Source organism: Conexibacter woesei DSM 14684, from assembly GCF_000025265.1.
GTDB lineage: Bacteria > Actinomycetota > Thermoleophilia > Solirubrobacterales > Solirubrobacteraceae > Conexibacter > Conexibacter woesei.
The window spans coordinates 2,753,496-2,769,153 of sequence record NC_013739.1 but is presented as its reverse complement, the minus strand read 5'-3'; the positions used below and the strand labels follow the sequence as shown (position 1 = coordinate 2,769,153).

The following is a 15,658-nucleotide window of genomic DNA, read 5'->3' as shown; positions in this document are numbered from 1 at the left end:
GCGTCATGCGCCGAGCTCGATCGCGTCGGCGACGTCAGGGTCGGCGACGTCCCGGCCGCGCGCCGCCGCGGCACGGTAGCGCTCCAGCATCGCGGCGTCGCGCTCGTCGGCCGTGCGGCCGCGCTCCCAGCACGGGACCGCATGGACCTGCGCGAGCGAGAGCCCCAGCGCGGCGGTCAGGTGCGCGTGCAGCGCGCGCACGACGCCCACCTCGCCGCCGATCCAGGCGTGCGCTCCGGCCGCCGGCACCGCGACCGTGCGCGCGGCTTGCTCCAGCGGCGAGCCGGCGCCGGCCGAAGCGGGGCCGACGAGCCATTCAGCGGCCAGGCCCGGGTGCGCCGGCAGCAGACCCCGCTCCTCCTCGGCCGCGACCTCCAGCACCGCGGTCACGCGCGCAGCGGCGGGCAGCGACGCGACGATCGCCGCGATGGCCGGCAGCGCGCTGCGGTCGCCGACGAGCAGATGCCGCGTCGCACCGGACGCGGGCGCGTAGCCGTGGCGCATGCCGGCCAGGCCGATCTCGTCCCCGGCCGCGAAGCGCAACGGCGCCGCGCCGCCGGGGCGCAGCGCGACGTCGAACACGATCCGGCCGGCAGCCGGGTCCGCGTCGCGCACGGCATACGGACGCAGGATCGGCCGGCGAGCTCCCTGCGGCCACGCCGGGAGCCCGTCGGCGCCGCGCTGCGGGAAGTCGAAGCCGTCGTCGCCCGGCGCGGGCAGCAGCAGCTTGAACGCATCGGCCGGCAGCACCGGGTCGTACGCGGTCAGACCCTCGCCCGCGACGGTCACCCGCGCGAACCCCGGGACCGGCTGGACGATCGACTCGACCGTGACGCGGGATGCGACGCGCGCGGCGTATCCGCGGGGACGGGCTTCGGCAGCTCTCGCGGGTGATGGCAACGTGGGCGCTCCGTTCATGTCTCAGGGCAGTGCAGAAAGCGGACTTAGGGCACCCTAACAGAGTTTCCGCGCCACCCACGGAAACCAGTCGCCGCGATAGGGTGACGCGATGCCGGCGCCGCTCGCCCCTCCGCCCCGCAGACGGCCCGGCCGCCCCGCGGCGGTCGACGCGACGGCCATCCTCGACGCCGCCGAGGCGATCGGCCTGCCGTCGCTGTCGGTCGCCGCAGTCGCCGCGCGGCTCGACGTGAGCGAGTCGACCGTGCGCTACCACGTCGGCTCCGCGGCGCGGCTCCACACGCGCACGAGCGCACAGATCTTCGACCGGCTCGACCTCGTCGCCCCCGCCGCGGAGCGCTGGCCCGACTACCTGCGGGAGCTGTGCGAGCGGCTCGTCGCGCTGCGGCGCGCGGCGCCCGGTCTCGAGCAGTACCTGCTCGAAGGGCCCTACGAGGAGCGCACGCTCGACGGCTTCGACCGCATCATCGACGAGCTCGTCGCCCGCGCGCCGGGGATGACGCGCGAGACCGGCTACATGCTCGGCGCGAGCGCCGTGATCGCGGTCTCGACCGACCCGGCCGTCGCGTTCGACGAGGCGCGCGCCGACCCCGACATGCGCGAGCGGGTCGCGATCCTCTCGCGCTGGAAGCGCGACGCGCTGATCGAGGGGATGGAGCGGCGCGTCGAGCGCGGCGACGTGCCGCAGCTGCCGCCGACCTCGGCGGCAGCACGCGAACGGCAACACCAGCGTCGCTGACGTCGCGTAGCGTCTCCCTCCGTGGAGCGCGACCTGACCGGCAGGCGCAGGCGAGCCCGCGAGCTGCTGCTGCTCGCGCTCGGCGCCGTCGCGCTCGCCGTGCTGATGCACTGGCCGCTGGCGCTGCACCTCGGCGACCACGTCGCGAAGGACCTCGGCGACCCGCTGGCGCAGGCGTGGCAGGTCGCCTGGGGCGGCCACGCGCTGACCGCGCAGCCGCTCCACCTCTTCGACGCCAACCAGTTCTACCCGTACCCCGACACGCTCGCCTTCTCCGACGCGCTGCTCGGCTACGCGCCAGCCGGGCTGATCGGGAATGGCCCGCGTGCGGCGGTCGCGCGCTACGACGTGCTCTACCTGCTCGCGTATGCGCTCGCGTTTGCCGGCGCCTACCTGCTCGCCCGCGAGCTGGGCGCGCCGCCTGCCGCGGCGTTCCTCGCCGGCGCCGCGTTCGCGTACTCGCCGTGGCGGCTGGAGCAGGCCGGCCACCTGCACGTGATCTCCAGCGGCGGGATCCCGCTGGCGCTCGCGCTGCTGGTGCGCGGCTACCGCGACGACCGGTCGGGGCCGCGGCCGTGGGTCGTGCTCGCCGGCTGGGCGGTCGCGACGTGGCAGCTCACGCTCGGCTGGACGCTCGGCCTCCAGCTCGCCTACCTGCTGCTCGCGCTCGCGCTGGTCCTGCTGCTGCGCGGCTGGCGCCCGCCGCGCCCGACGTGGGCGGCGACCGCCGCCGGCGTAGTGCTGTTCGCCGGGATCGGGCTCGCGATCGGCCGCGTCTACCTGCGCGTCGCGGAGCTGTTCCCGAGCGCCCGGCGCGGGCCGGAGGTCGTCGCCGCCTACTCCGGCTCGCCGCTGGAGTTCCTCGCCGCCGGCCGCGACAGCCTCGTCTGGTCGGGCGCGACGGCGCCGCTGCGCGAGAACCTGAACGCCGTCGCCGAGCAGGCGCTCTTCCCCGGGCTCGTGATCGTGGCGCTCGCGGCGTTCGGCGCGTGGCGCGGCCCGTGGCCGCGTCCGCTGCGGCTCGGCCTGCTCGCCGGCGCGCTCGTCACCGCCGTCCTCGCGCTCGGCTACGCCGACGCCGACCTGCGCTTCCTCTTCCCGTACGGCTGGCTGTCGGTCCTGCCCGGCTGGGAGGCGATCCGCACGCCGGGCCGGCTGATGACGCTGACGACGCTCGCGCTCGCGCTGCTCGCCGCCGCGGGTGCGCAGCGGCTGGCGGCGCGGCCGGGGGCCGGCTGGCGCTGGGCGCCGGTGGCGCTGACGGCGCTCGTGCTCGTCGAGGGGAGCGCCTTCTCGCTCGACGGCGGACGCCTCTCCGGCCCGCCGAACCCAGCCGCGCCGCGCGCGCCGGCCGGCCTCGCCGCCGCGACGCCGCCGCTGTTGCAGCTGCCGATCGAGGCGGAGGACAACCGCCGCTACCTGCTGTGGTCGACCGCCGGCTTCCCGCGGATGGTCAACGGCCGCAGCTCGACCAACCCGCCCGCGTTCCTCGCGCTGAGAACGCGGGCCGCCGGCTTCCCCGACGCCGCCTCGGTCGCGCGGCTGCGCGCGCTCGGCGTGCGGACGGTCGTGCTGCACCGTGCGCGGCTCGCCGGCACGTCGTGGGCGGGCTGGCGGGGACGCCCGTGGCGCGGCCTGGGGATCTCACGCGAGCTGCGCGACGGGGTCGTCCTCTACCGCATCCCGCCGCGACGGCGCTGACGACGGCGGCTGCGTCGCGCGGCGCGAGGGCAGCGCGACCCACGCGACCAACACGAGCCCGCACCCGGCGCCAGCGGCGAACAGCGCCCCCGCACCCCAGTCGCCGGTCACGACCGCCGGCACGTCCCACAGCGCCGGTGCGGTGCAGGCCACCACCAACCAGCCGAAGAGCGCCACCAACGCCAGTCCCACACCCGGGTCGTCCTGGATTGCTGTCGTCCTGCGACACGAATCCAGGACGACCCGACGTGGCAGACCGAGCGCGAGCGCGAAGACCACCAGCGCGACCACGGGCAGCACCGTCGGCCACGCGTTGCCCAAGCCCACCGCGCTGAGGAGCGTGTTGGAGAAGAGGTCCTCGCCGATCAGTCTCGCCCAGTCACCCGCGCTGTCGGGGCCGCCGATCAGCGGGCGCGTCAGCGTCGCGGCGAGCAGCAGCACGACGCTCGGGCCGAGCAGCGCCGCGCAGACCGCGGGCCGTGCGCGCCACGCCGCGGCGAAGCCGAGCGCGAGGAACGGCAGCAGCGGGATCAGGAAGCGCGGCCCCGGCGTCCCGCCGCCGAACGGCGTCCAGTAGCCCGAGTCGTAGAGCAGGTAGGCGAACGCGATCGACGCGGCGAGCAGCGCCTCCGCGCGGCGCCCCCGGCGGTGCAGCAGCACCAGCCCGTAGACGCCGACCGCCGCCACCGGCGCGATCGTCAGCAGGCCGCGGGCGGAGAACAGCAGCTCCAGCGCCGTGCCGGGGCTGGGCAGCGCGATCCCGAAGAAGTGCGCGTCGTTGAGGCCGAGCTGCGCGTGACCGCTCATGCCGGAGACCTTCACCGCGCCCGTGTACGAGTTGTGGTTGACGCTGCCGAACGCCCACAGGTTGTACGCCGCCAGCGGCAGCATGCCGGCGAGCACCCCGCCGCCATACGCGGCGGCGCGACGGGCGCGCGCCGCCCAGCCGGCGACGTCGCCGCGCAGCACGCCGTAGAGGCCGACGAGCGCGCCCGCGAGCGCGAGCGGGTACTCGGTCAGCACCGCGAGCCCGGCGAGCAGACCGGCGCCGGCGACGAGCGCGAGCCGCGGTGGGCCGGCGCGCTCGCGCAGCAGCAGCGCGAACGCGAGGAACGCGAGCGTCGCCGCCAGCACGTGCCCGAACAGCTGCGTCGCGAACGGCAGGATCAACGTCCCCGCGCCGAGCGTGATCGCGGCCGGCAGCCCGCCGCCGGGCACGAGCCGGTCGCCCGCCCAGCGGACCGCGAGCAGCAGCCCGATCGCGGGCAGCACGGTGCCGAGCAGGCCGAGCATCCAGACGAGCGGCGTCTGGCGCTCCAGCCGCGCCTGGACCGCGTCGCGCCGCTCGACGCTGTAGCCGTAGCTGTGGACCGGCAGCGCGCTGTAGTGCCAGCGGCTGCGGCCGTGCTCGCGCGCGGTCTCCGCCATCTCCGCGGCGAGGTCGTCGCCGCCGACCGCGTCGAGCGCGACGTAGGCCGGCGTCAGCAGCGCCGGCAGGCCCGGCGCCTTGACCGAGTGGAAGTGGCCGTCGTACCACGACTTGTCGCGCGTCTCCCAGCTGTATCTGTCGATCCGCGGCGTCCCGTCGGCGAACGCCTTGACCTGGGCGAAGTACGCCGTCTGCGCCCAGCCGAGGCTCTGCATCACGAGCGCGTAGGCGAGCCCGAGCGCGACGAGCGCGAGCAGCGCGCGGCGGCGCTCGCGCTCGGAGAGAAGCGGCCGCAGGAAGCGCACACCCGGATCCTCCCCAGCGTGCGCGCTCCCGGTGATGCCGTCGTGTGAACGTGGCGCGAGCGCGCGGCCGAAGCGCCCGTACGCCTCCTCGCTGTTCGGCGAGATGCCCGAGCAGACGCGCGCGCGAGCTGGAGCTGGGGACGCAACAGCCGTGAGGAATCAGAACGTCGCGGTCAGCCCGCCGTCCACCGTGACGACCTGGCCGGTCAGGTACGTGTTCGCCGGGCTCGCGAGCCAGCGGCGCGAGCGCGTTGACGAGCACGCCGCGCCGGGCCAGCTCGATCGCGGCGGTGCGCGACGCCTGGTTGAGCCCCGCCCTCGCGACGTCGTAGGCGAGCGAGCCCACCTCGCCGCGCTCGCCGTGGATCGAGCTGACGTTGACGACCCGCCCCCACCCGCGGCCCGCCATCGACTCCGCGGCGGCCGTCATCAGCAGCACCGGCGCATGCAGGTTGACCGCGAGCACGCGCCCATACGTCTCGGCGTCGAAGCCGAGCACCGGCGTCGCGACGGCGAGCGCGGCGTTGTTGACGAGCACGTCAACCGGGCCGATCCGCTCCGCGACGCGCCCCAGCAGACCGGCGACGGCGACGGGATCGGCGAGGTCGCAGGCGAACGGCACCGTGCCCGGCGCCGGGTCGGGCTCGCGCCGGGCGACCGTCGCAACGGTCGCGCCCTCGGCCGCGAGCCGCAGAGCGATTGCGCGGCCGATCCCGCGGCTGGCGCCGGTGACGAGCGCGACGCGGCCGGCGTGCGGCGCCGCCTGACGAGCGGCACGCCTCTCGGAAGACTCCATGTCAGCAGCATAGATGCTTTCCATATGAGCAGGCCCGTGTGGACGGCTGGGCGGGCGGGCGGCGGCCAGCCGCCCGCCCGGCTACGCTCCGCGACGGTGTCGGGCATCGGCGTACTGCGCGAAGGACCGCTGCACGCGGCGATCAAGGCGCTGCTCGCGCGACCGGGCGACCGCGTCGAGGTGCGCGTCGGCCGCTTCGTGATCGACCTCGTGCGCGCCGACGGCGAGCTGGTCGAGGTGCAGACGGGCGGCTTCGGACCGCTCGGCGCCAAGTTCGACGCGCTGCTCGACGACCACCGCATGCGGATCGTCCACCCGATCGCCGCGGAGCGGCGGATCGTGCGCGTCGACGACGCCGGCGAGGTGCTGTCGGCGCGGCGCTCGGCGCGCCGCGCGACCGCCGTCGAGCTGTTCGACAAGCTCGTCGCGTTCCCGTCGCTGCTCGCGCACCCGAACCTGACGATCGAGCTGCTGCTCGCGCGCGAGGACCACATCCGCGCCGCCGCGCCGGTCCGCACGCGCAGCCGCCGCCGCACGCGCGACCCCGGCGAGCGCCGCCTCGTCGAGCTGCTCGACCGCGTCGAGCTGCGCGGTCCCCAGGACGTGCTGCTCGCGCTCCCGCCGCTGCCCTCCGAGCCGTTCAGCACGAGGGAGCTGGCCGTCCTGCTCGGCTGCCCGACCGTGCTCGCGCAGCGGACCGCCTACTGCCTTCGGCTGATGGAGCTGATCGAGCCGGCCGGCAAGCGCGGGCGCACCCCGCTGCACCGCCTGACGGCGTGAACGCTGCGGTCCGCGCACTCGTGGATACTGGCCGGGTGACCGAGCGCAACGTGCTGGGCGGCGAGCTGGAGCCGTGCGGCACCGACCCCCTCACCGGCTTCTACCGCGACGGCTGCTGCAGCACCGGTCCCGAGGACCGCGGCAGCCACACGATCTGCGCGGTCGTGACGGCCGAGTTCCTCGAGCACCAGCGCTCGATCGGCAACGACCTCAGCACGCCGGTGGAGCAGTACGGCTTCCCCGGCCTCAAGCCCGGCGACCGCTGGTGCGTGACCGCGGTCAACTGGCTGCGCGCGCACGAGGACGGCGCCGCCGCGTTCGTCGTGCTCGCCTCGACGCACGAGCGCGCGCTCGACGTCGTGCCGCTCGCCGCGCTGCGCGAGCACGCCGTCGACGTGCCGCCGGACCCCGGCTCGCTCGGCTGAGCGAGCCCGCCGTGCCCGCCGCGCGGCTGAGCGCAGCGGCGCCGCGCGCTCAGCGCGGCAGCAGCAGCGGCCAGCCGAGCGTGCTCGCGGGCGTCCCGGGCCCGCTCGCGAGCCCGACGACGCGGACGCTCGCCGCGCCCGCCAGTCTCGTCACGCGCTTGCCGACGTTCGCCGGCACCGGCAGCACGACCTCGCTCGCGCCGGCCTTCGTGCGCGTGACCGGCTTCGAGCCGAGCGCGACGTAGCGGCCGCCGCGCGGCAGCCCGGTGCGGCCGCCGCCGGCGACGCTGCGGCCCGGCGCTCTGACGCGTCTGGCGATCGCGCTCGGGACCCACAGCACCGCTCTGCCCGAGCAGGCGCTGGAGCAGGCGAGCGTCGCCGGCAGGCCGCTGGCGGCGAGCGCTCTCAGCGCGCCCGAGCGGACGAGCGTCACGCGCGTGCTGACGGCGGTCGGCTTGGAGCCCTTCGGCGTCAGCGCGAGCCCGAGCCGCAGACCGAGCGAGGAGGTGTTGCGCAGCGACCGGCCGGGGGCGGCGCGCAGTCTCAGCGCAAGCGAGAACGAGCCCGCGCGTCTGCGCACGACGGCGCTGCTGGCGACTGTCACGTAGCCCTTGCCCCGCGGACGCCCGGGATCGCGGCGGGAGACCTTGCGCCCGGCGAGGCCCGCGGCGCTCGCCGTCGCGGCGGGCGCGTAGACGCGCGCCTCGACGCGGCACGAGTCGGCGCACGTGGCGGCGAGCGGCACGCCGCCGGCGAAGGCGGACGAGAGGTCGCCGGTGCGCGGCGCCAGCGCCGTCGCGAGCGAGACGACGCGCCAGCTGTATCTGGTCGGCGTTCTCTGCACGTTGCCGGCCGCGTCGGTCGCGCGGACGCCGAGCGAGTGGGTGCCGAGCTCGAGCGCTCTCAGCCGCAGCGGCGAGGTGCACGGCGTCGCCGTTCTGCGGTCGACCGAGCAGACGAACGTCGTGCCCGGCTCGGAGCCGGCGAACGTCAGCGTCGCGGTGCGCGCTCCGGTCAGTCTCGGCGGACCGGCGCTGATCGTCGAGGTCGGCGCGACGGTGTCGATCGTGAAGACGACGTCCTGGCTGATCCCGGACGAGCTGGGGTTGCCGGCCTGCGACGCCTCGGCGGTGTAGACGCCGTCTCTCAGTCTGGCGGCCGTGACCGACCAGCCGCCGCCCGCCGGAGCGACCGCGGCCGTCAGCGTCTGCGTCGGCGTGCGGCTCATCGTCGAGGCGGCGCCGGGGAAGATCTGGAGCGTCACCTGGCCGGCGGCGCGACCGCCCGTCGCGGCGACGCCGGTGAACGTCGGCGCGGGGTTTCTGAGCGCCGCGCTCTGCGCCGGCTGGGTGATCGCGACGACCGGCGGAACCGGTGCCGCGGGCACGATCACGGGGCCGCGGGCGGCGATCACGTTGTACGCGGCGCGCGGGCGGTTGAGCCCGTCGTAGTCGACCGGCTGGCCGTCGAACGGGCTCGGCGAGACGAGGCCGCGGTCCTGCGTCGCGCATCTGAACCACATCGCGCACTGGTTCGAGTAGTTGTAGTAGTAGATCGCGTCGATCCGCTGGTCGAGCGACGCCAGCCCCAACAGGAACTGGGTCGCCGTCTGCTGCGAGGCGTCGCCGCGGACCGCGCCGCTCGGATCGCGGAAGATCGCGCCGACCTCGTCGATCCAGATCCGCCCGCCGGCCCACGGGCCCTGCAGCTTGCTGAGGAAGTAGCGGCTGACGCGGGCGCTGTCGGGGCCGGACGCCTGGAAGGAGTTGATGTCGCCGTGGGCGTGGAACGACCACACCTCGGGCCGCGCGCCGCCGAGCGCAGCCTGGTACGCGTCGACGTAGGCGTCGTCGCCGCCGATGCCGGCGAACGAGCCGGCGACGACCGTGCAGCCCTGGCAGATCGACTTCGTGATCAGCCAGTACTGCGCCGCGAGCGCCGGGTCCGACGCGAGCGGGTACTGGGTCGAGTCGGGGTTGTTCGGCTCGTTCCACGGCGCGATCGTGACCATGTCCGGGTATCTCGCGCGGAACGCCGTGAAGGCGGCCGTGAACTCGTCGGCGCTCGGCGCGACCGGCTCACCCGTGTCGGGCGCGCGGATGTCCTCGCTCGGCCCGAACGCGACGAGCACGTTCACGCCGGCCGCCGCGGCGTTGGCGCGGTAGCTCTCGAATATCTCCCGCCGTCTGATCCCGGCGGGGCCGAGCGTGTCGGTCGCGACGTCGTAGGGGACGACTATCCGCGCCCTGCTCATCCCCAGGCCCGGCCAGTACGGCTCGGTGAACGTCGCAGCGTCGGAGTCGGAGATGCCCAGCTCGACCGCCCGCGCCGACGGCGCCGGCGCGAACAGGACGATCAGGCCGGCGACGAGCGTCGCGGCGAGCAGCAGAAGTCGGATGTGGCGCGTCGGCGCGTTGTTCGTGTACCCCACGATGCCCTGAACACATACCGGATGCGGACGTTGCGCGAGTTACCGGACGATGTCCGCATCCGGGCCGCGGTCAGCTCAGCGGACGCTCGTAGACGATGAACGAGGTCAGCTGGCCGACGTGGTCGTAGAGCGACCGCGCGCGGCCGTTGTACTCCTGCGTCTGCCAGTAGACACGGGACGATCCGCGTGCTCTGGCGGCCTCCGCGGTCGCCTCGATCAGGGCGCCGCCGACGTCGCCGCCGCGGCCCGCGGGCGCCACGTAGAGGTCCTCCAGGTAGGTGTAGCTCGCCGTCGTCCAGGTCGACGGATGCACGATCGCGTGCACGAAGCCGACCAGCTCGCCGCCGTCGCCGACCGCCACGAGACCGAACATCCCGTCCTCCTCGGCGCAGAGGCGGCGGAACGTCGCGTCGGTCACCTCCGGCGCGAGCGTCTCGCGGTAGAACGCCAGGTAGCCGGCCCACAGCGGCTCCCAGGCCGCTCGGTCGTCGCTGCGCAGCGGGCGAATCGCGTCGGTCGTGTGCATCGGCTCAGTCAACCACGGGCGACCGCGCCGCTGTCGTGAACCACCCGGCCGCCGGCGAGCGTCAGCTCGACGGTCGTGCCCGGGAGATCGTCCAGCGGGCACGTCAGCGGGTCGCGGTCGAGCACGATCGCGTCCCCCCAGGCGCCGACGGCGAGCGTGCCGACCTCCGGCCAGCGCAGCACCTCCGCGGCCGCCGAGGTCCACATCGCCAGCGCCTCCGCGCGTGTCACGACCTGGTCGGCGCCCGCGTTGCGGTGGCCGCCGGTGCCGGCGATCTCGTGCGTCTCGGCGAGCCACAGCTGCTCGAACGGGCTGCGCGGCCCCCAGTCCGATCCGCCCGCGACCGTCAGCCCCGCGAGCAGCAGCCGCTTGAGCGGGACGAGGTCGCGCCAGACCTGACGCCCCCATTTCTCGCCGTAGGCCGCGCCGAGCCCCCACGCGAACCCGGTCGAGGTCGTCACGTCGAAGCCGAGCGCCTGGAAGCGCTGCGCGTGCAGCTCGCCGATCAGCGGCGCGTGCTGGAGGATCCAGCCGCGGTCGCGGACGCGCGCGGCCAGCTCCGGCGCCTCGAGGATCCCGAGCACGTGGTCGTGGTGGACGAAGTCGCTCGAGAGGAAGTTCGCGCGCAGGTCGTGCTCCAGGCAGCCGTCCGCGAACGCGCGCGTCACGTCGCGGTGGAAGCGCGCCCGCCCCTTCGTCATCCGACCGTAGACGTCGCGGTACAGCTCGTAGCTCAGCTCGCCGGCGTACGACAGCGTCGCGCCCGTCACGCGCACGCGCTCGTCGGCGGTGTCGCGCAGCGCGCGCGTCTGCGCGAGGCCGTCGCGCAGCCCTGCGAGCGTCCCGCCGAGGTCGTCGAGCGCGCGGCTCTGGTCGACCTCCAGCGCCAGCGTCACGCGTACGTCGAGCTGGCCGAGGTCGCGCAGCCGCCGATAGACGCCGACGTGCTCGGCCGTCATCTCGTGCGGCTCGTAGACGGTCGTGACGCCGCGCGCGTTCGCCTGCGCGACCGCGCGCCGTGTCGTCACGAGCAGGTCGGGCGCAGCGTGCGGGATGCGGTCCAGCAGCTGCTGCCAGTACGGGTCGTGGCTGTAGATCTCGTTGACCGCGCCGCGCAGCAGCCCGGTCACGCCGCCGGCGTGGTCCTTGTCGATCCAGACGTCGCCGACGCGGTCGGGCGCCGGATCGGCGATGCCGAGCCGCGCCAGGCCGGCGCTGTTGAACGCGCAGACGTTCGGCTCCGTCGGCGCCCACGCCTGGATGAAGACCGGGTGCGCGGAGGTCGCGCGGTCGAGCACGTGGCGGTCGGGCAGCACGCGTTCGGGCAGGTCGCGCCAGGAGCGTCGCAGGAAGTAGAACGGCTCCCCCACGGGCGTCGTCACGATCCACTCGCCGGGCGGCGTCGTGCGCGCCTTCGCCGCGATCCGCGCGACGATCTCGGCGTGGTCCGCCGCGTCGGTCAGGTCGACGACGCCGTCGGACTCCGACTCGAAGTGGAGCAGGTGCGGGTGGGTGTCGACGAGCCCGGGCAGCACCGTCCGGCCGCCGAGGTCGACCTCCTCCCCGTCCGGTCCCAGCTCGGCTGCCAGCGCGCGCCGCTCGCCGAGCGCGGCGACGCGGCCGTCGCGGATCAGCAGCGCCGGCGCGGTCGCGCCGCCGGGCGCGAGCGTCCGGATCGTGCCGTTGTGCAGGAGGGTCGATCTGGTCATGCGGTCCTCGGTCGTCACGGGTCGTGCGGCGGGTGGGAGACGTGCACCGGAGGGATCCGCCGCCGCCACGGCAGCGCCGCCTCCAGCGCCGCGCCGACCGCGACGAGCCGTTCGTCGAAGCCGAGCGGTGCGACCGCCTGCACGCCGAGCGGCAGGCCGTCGCGGGTCGTGCCGAGCGGCAGCGAGAGCGCCGGCTGGCCGGTGAAGTTGAAGAGCGTGACGAACTGCGTCGCCGCCTCGACACGGCGATTGTGCTCTGCCGCGTCGGCGAAGCGGGCGGCACCGCCGAGCGTGTCGAGCGGGATCGCCGGCTGCGCGAGCGTCGGCGTCAGCAGCAGGTCGAACGGCGCCAGCTGCGCACCGACCGCGCGGCTGATCGCGTTGATCGCGTCCGGGACCGCGAACGCCGCCTCGGCCCCACGCGAGCGGCCGTGCTCGGCCCACAGCAGCGTGACGGGATGAGCGTGCTCGGCGGGGTCGAGGCCGCTCGTACGCGCGAGCGCGTCGAGGCCGCCGGCAGCGGCCGCGCCGAACGCGTCGAGCACGGTCCGCAGGTACAGCTCGACGTCGAGGTCGAGCGCGAACGGCACGACCTCGTGGCCGAGCGCCTCCAGCGCCGCGCCCGCGGTCCGCACGAGCTGCGCGGCCTGCTCGTCGACCGGCGCGCCGAGCCAGCCCTCGGTCGTGAGCGCGACGCGCAGCTTGCCGTTCGGCGTCCCCAGCGCCTCGGAGTACGTCGTCGCCGGCTGGCGGATCGCGCAGGCGTCGCCGGGAGCCGGCGCCGCGACGGCGTCGAGCACGGCGGCGAGGTCGCGCACGCTGCGCGCGACGGCCAGCTCGGCGACCATCCCGAAGACGTGGTGGGCGCCGTCCGGCGCGGTCGTGACGCGCCCGCGCGACGGCTTCATGCCCGCGACGCCGCACAGCGCGGCGGGGATGCGGATCGAGCCGCCGGCATCGTTGGCGTGCGCGAACGGGACGACGCCCGCGGCGACGAGCGCAGCAGCACCGCCGCTGGACCCGCCGGCACTGAAGCGTGGATCCCACGGCGTGACGGTTGCCGGCCCGCCGGGCGGCTCGATCGTGATCGCGACGGCCAGCTCGGAGGTCGCGCTGCGGCCGAGCGTGACGGCGCCCGCCGCGCGCAGGCGCTCCCAGAACAGCGACGTCGTCTGCGCGACGTCGCCCGCCGCGAGACGGCTGCCCAGCTCCGCGCGGCGGCCGGCCTCGGTGAAGCCGAGGTCCTTGCGCAGGGTCGGCACGCCGGCGAGCGGTCCGCCGGCCGGGGCTTCGGCGGCGCGCTCGAGCGCGTCCGCGTACAGCTCGACGACGGCGTGCAGCTCGCCGTCGACGCGCGCGGCGCCTGCCAGCGCCGCCTGCGCCAGCTCGACCGCCGTCGTCTCGCCGGCGCGCACGAGCGCGGCCAGCTCGACGGCGTCACGCGCGGCGTACTCGTGCGGCTCCATCGCGCTCACCGCAGCCCGCGCCGGGAGCGCGACAGCAGGTGGGCGGCGATCCCGAGCACGACCGCGCCGGCGAACAGGTACGGCATCGCGTCGGCGGGCGGCGCGCCCGGGTGGATGATGCTGTCGGCGAAGACCCACGCCGAGACCGCCACTCCGACGACCCCGGTCAGCAGCGCGAGTGCCACCGCGCGCCCCTCTCTCGCCCGCAGCACGACCGACGCGACGCAGACCATCGCGTACGCGAGCAGCGCCCCGAAGGCGGCCGGCAGCGCGAACAGGACGTACAGCTCCAGCGGCACCTTGTCGGTGACCGCGAGCGTGATCGTCGGTGTCAGGAACGCGAGCACGGCGAGCACCACGATGGCAGTGGTCGGAGTGTGGCGGACGGCGTCGACGACGCCGAGCCGGCGCGGGAGCATGCCGTCCTGCGCCATCGTCGCGATCACGCGCGTGAGCGAGTTGAAGATGCTGACGAGCGCGGCGAAGAGGCTGCCGGCCAGCAGCAGGTCGAGCGCCTCGGTGAGGAAGCCGAGCCCGGCCGCGTCGGCCAGCGCGGCGATCGGCGAGACGCCGGCGCCGAGCGCCTCCCCGGCGCCCAGCAGCGCCGGCACCTGCGCGAACGCCATCAGCACGTACAGCAGGCCGAGCACGATCACGATCGCGTAGACGATCCGCGGCGTCGCCTTGCGCGGCTCGCGCGACTCGGCCGCCAGGGCCGTGCTCGCCTCGAAGCCGATCATGCCGGTGACGGCGATCGCGACGCCCGACGTCAGCCCGCTGAACGTCGAGCCCTCCAGCGACAGCTGGGAGCCGAGCTGGAGCCCGGTGTCGAGGACGGTCGCGACGACGACGAGCAGCAGCGCGGGCAGCGTCACCACCTGCAGCAGCAGCGTCACCTTCGCCGACGCCTCGGCGCCCCGGCTGGTGAACCAGCCGGCGGCGACGACGACGACGACGTAGATCGGCGCCTGCACCCATACGTCGATCCCGGAGCCGACGCCGATCGACAGCAGGAAGCTGCCGAGGAACGTGCCGACGCCGGTGAGCACGACGACCCCGAGCAGCCCGTAGCCGATCAGCATCCCGTAGCCGGTGACGAACGCGCCGAAGGCGCCGAGCACCTGGCCGACGTACGAGTACAGCGAGCCCGAGACGACGTAGCGGCGCGCGAAGCCGACGACCGCATATGCGACGCACAGCATCGCGGCGAACGCCACCAGGAACGACAGCCACGCGCCCGGCCCGGCGACGAACAGCACGAATGCCGGCAGGCTCGAAAGCGCCGCGGCCGGCCCGAAGTACGCGACCGAGAGCACGGCGATCTCGCGCGCGGCGAGCGTCCCGCGTTCGAGCCCGGCAGCTTCGCGCTGCACCTGCCCGTCGCTTGTGTGTGTCGACATCCCTCTCTCCTCCTGAAGTTCTCTGACGGCGCGACCGGGCGTCAGGCCCGGCCGGCGTGCGCGACGGCGCACAGCGCCAGCAGCTCGAAGCCGATCGAGGCGGCGTGCAGCGCGGTGACCTGACCCGGCCCGTCGAACTGCGGGGAGACCTCGACGACGTCGAAGCCGGTGAAACGGATCCCCGCGAGCGCGCGCAGGAAGGCGACCGCCTCGTGCGGCAGCAGCCCGGCGATCTCCGGCGTGCCGGTGCCGGGCGCGAAGGCGGGGTCGAGCACGTCGATGTCGAACGACAGGAACGTCGGGCCGTCGCCGATCCGCTCCCGCACACGGCGGCCGTACTCTGCCGGCGTCAGCGTCCGCAGCTCGTCGCAGGTGACGATCTCGAAGCCCCATTCGCGCGGAGTGTCGAGGTCGGAGGCGGCGTACAGCGGGCCGCGCATGCCGGCCAGCAGCGAGCGGCGCGGGTCGATCAGCCCCTCCTCCAGCGCGCGACGGAACGGCGTCCCGTGGAAGTAGCGCTCGCCGTAGTACTCGTCCCACGTGTCGGCGTGCGCGTCGAGCAGCACGACGCCGACGGGCCCGTGGCGCTCGGCCTGCGCGCGCAGCTCGCCGAGCACGATCGAGTGGTCGCCGCCGAGCACGAGCGGCGTCGCGCCGGCCTCCAGCACCGGTCTCAGACCGGCGTGGATCTGCTCGGCGGTGCGCGCGGCGTTGCCGGGCGTGACGGTCAGGTCGCCGCCGTCGAGCACCGACAGCGTCGCGAACACGTCGACCTCCAGCGCCGCGTGCCACGGGCGGATCAGCTGGCTCTGGTCGCGGATCGCGGCCGGGCCGAAGCGGGCGCCGGGCCGGTAGCTCGTTGCGGTGTCGAACGGCACCCCGAGCACGGCGACGTCGGCGTTGGCCCAGTCGGTCGCGTGGGGGCAGCGGGCGAAGGTGCGGATGCCGGTGTAGCGGGGCGCCAGGGAGGCGTCCGGTGGACCGTAGTGGGGTTTTCTCTCACTGAACACAGCTGCGCACGCTACGAGGCGAG

The 15,658-nt window shown here is 75.2% G+C and carries 12 protein-coding genes and 1 pseudogene; 4 read left to right on the top strand and 9 right to left on the bottom strand.

The genetic code is table 11. From position 1 onward, the window contains the following. Positions 1-3 precede the first annotated feature (3 nt). Positions 4-900, bottom strand: coding sequence for a siderophore-interacting protein (locus tag CWOE_RS30645; RefSeq protein ID WP_160165513.1), 897 nt, complete (start codon positions 898-900; stop codon positions 4-6). A gap of 109 nt (positions 901-1,009) precedes the next feature. Between CWOE_RS30645 and CWOE_RS12915 the strand changes: the two genes are divergently transcribed. After that, on the top strand, positions 1,010-1,657 hold the full coding sequence (locus CWOE_RS12915) for a helix-turn-helix domain-containing protein (protein WP_012934060.1): 648 nt from the start codon (positions 1,010-1,012) through the stop codon (positions 1,655-1,657). A gap of 21 nt (positions 1,658-1,678) precedes the next feature. After that, the gene (locus CWOE_RS12910) at positions 1,679-3,358 is read left to right on the top strand and encodes a hypothetical protein (protein WP_012934059.1); all 1,680 of its coding nucleotides are present in this window, start codon (positions 1,679-1,681) and stop codon (positions 3,356-3,358) included. Here the strand turns inward: CWOE_RS12910 and CWOE_RS34110 are convergent. Together CWOE_RS34110 and CWOE_RS34465 are read right to left on the bottom strand one after the other, a co-directional pair. Further along, complete coding sequence (locus CWOE_RS34110) at positions 3,302-5,092, bottom strand: hypothetical protein (protein ID WP_012934058.1); 1,791 nt, start codon at positions 5,090-5,092, stop codon at positions 3,302-3,304. The genes CWOE_RS12910 and CWOE_RS34110 overlap by 57 nt on opposite strands. Before the next feature lie 250 nt (positions 5,093-5,342). Beyond that, positions 5,343-5,888: pseudogene (locus tag CWOE_RS34465) on the bottom strand (SDR family NAD(P)-dependent oxidoreductase); the annotation flags it as partial. Positions 5,889-5,984: 96 nt separating this feature from the next. On the opposite strand from CWOE_RS34465, the gene CWOE_RS12895 reads away from it, so the two are divergent. Both CWOE_RS12895 and CWOE_RS12890 read left to right on the top strand, forming a co-directional pair. Then, complete coding sequence (locus CWOE_RS12895; RefSeq protein ID WP_041730466.1) at positions 5,985-6,668, top strand: hypothetical protein; 684 nt, start codon at positions 5,985-5,987, stop codon at positions 6,666-6,668. A gap of 35 nt (positions 6,669-6,703) precedes the next feature. After that, positions 6,704-7,093, top strand: coding sequence for a DUF2237 family protein (locus CWOE_RS12890; protein ID WP_012934056.1), 390 nt, complete (start codon positions 6,704-6,706; stop codon positions 7,091-7,093). A 49-nt stretch (positions 7,094-7,142) separates the two neighbouring features. On the opposite strand, the gene CWOE_RS12885 is transcribed toward CWOE_RS12890, so the two are convergent. The 6 genes from CWOE_RS12885 to speB form a co-directional block, all read right to left on the bottom strand. Then, positions 7,143-9,524: a hypothetical protein gene (locus tag CWOE_RS12885; RefSeq protein ID WP_012934055.1), complete on the bottom strand. Its 2,382-nt coding sequence runs from the start codon at positions 9,522-9,524 to the stop codon at positions 7,143-7,145. 70 nt (positions 9,525-9,594) lie between these two features. Continuing rightward, positions 9,595-10,050 (bottom strand): GNAT family N-acetyltransferase, encoded by a 456-nt coding sequence (locus CWOE_RS12880; RefSeq protein WP_012934054.1) that lies wholly within the window; start codon positions 10,048-10,050, stop codon positions 9,595-9,597. 8 nt (positions 10,051-10,058) lie between these two features. Beyond that, entirely contained in the window at positions 10,059-11,759 is a 1,701-nt protein-coding gene (locus CWOE_RS12875; protein WP_012934053.1) for an amidohydrolase, read from the bottom strand. A gap of 14 nt (positions 11,760-11,773) precedes the next feature. After that, complete coding sequence (locus CWOE_RS12870; RefSeq protein ID WP_012934052.1) at positions 11,774-13,225, bottom strand: amidase; 1,452 nt, start codon at positions 13,223-13,225, stop codon at positions 11,774-11,776. A 5-nt stretch (positions 13,226-13,230) separates the two neighbouring features. Beyond that, a complete protein-coding gene (locus CWOE_RS12865) occupies positions 13,231-14,625 on the bottom strand; it encodes an APC family permease (RefSeq protein WP_012934051.1) in 1,395 nt (464 codons plus the stop codon). 41 nt (positions 14,626-14,666) lie between these two features. Further along, entirely contained in the window at positions 14,667-15,635 is a 969-nt protein-coding gene (speB, locus tag CWOE_RS12860) for an agmatinase (protein ID WP_012934050.1), read from the bottom strand. Positions 15,636-15,658 lie beyond the last annotated feature (23 nt).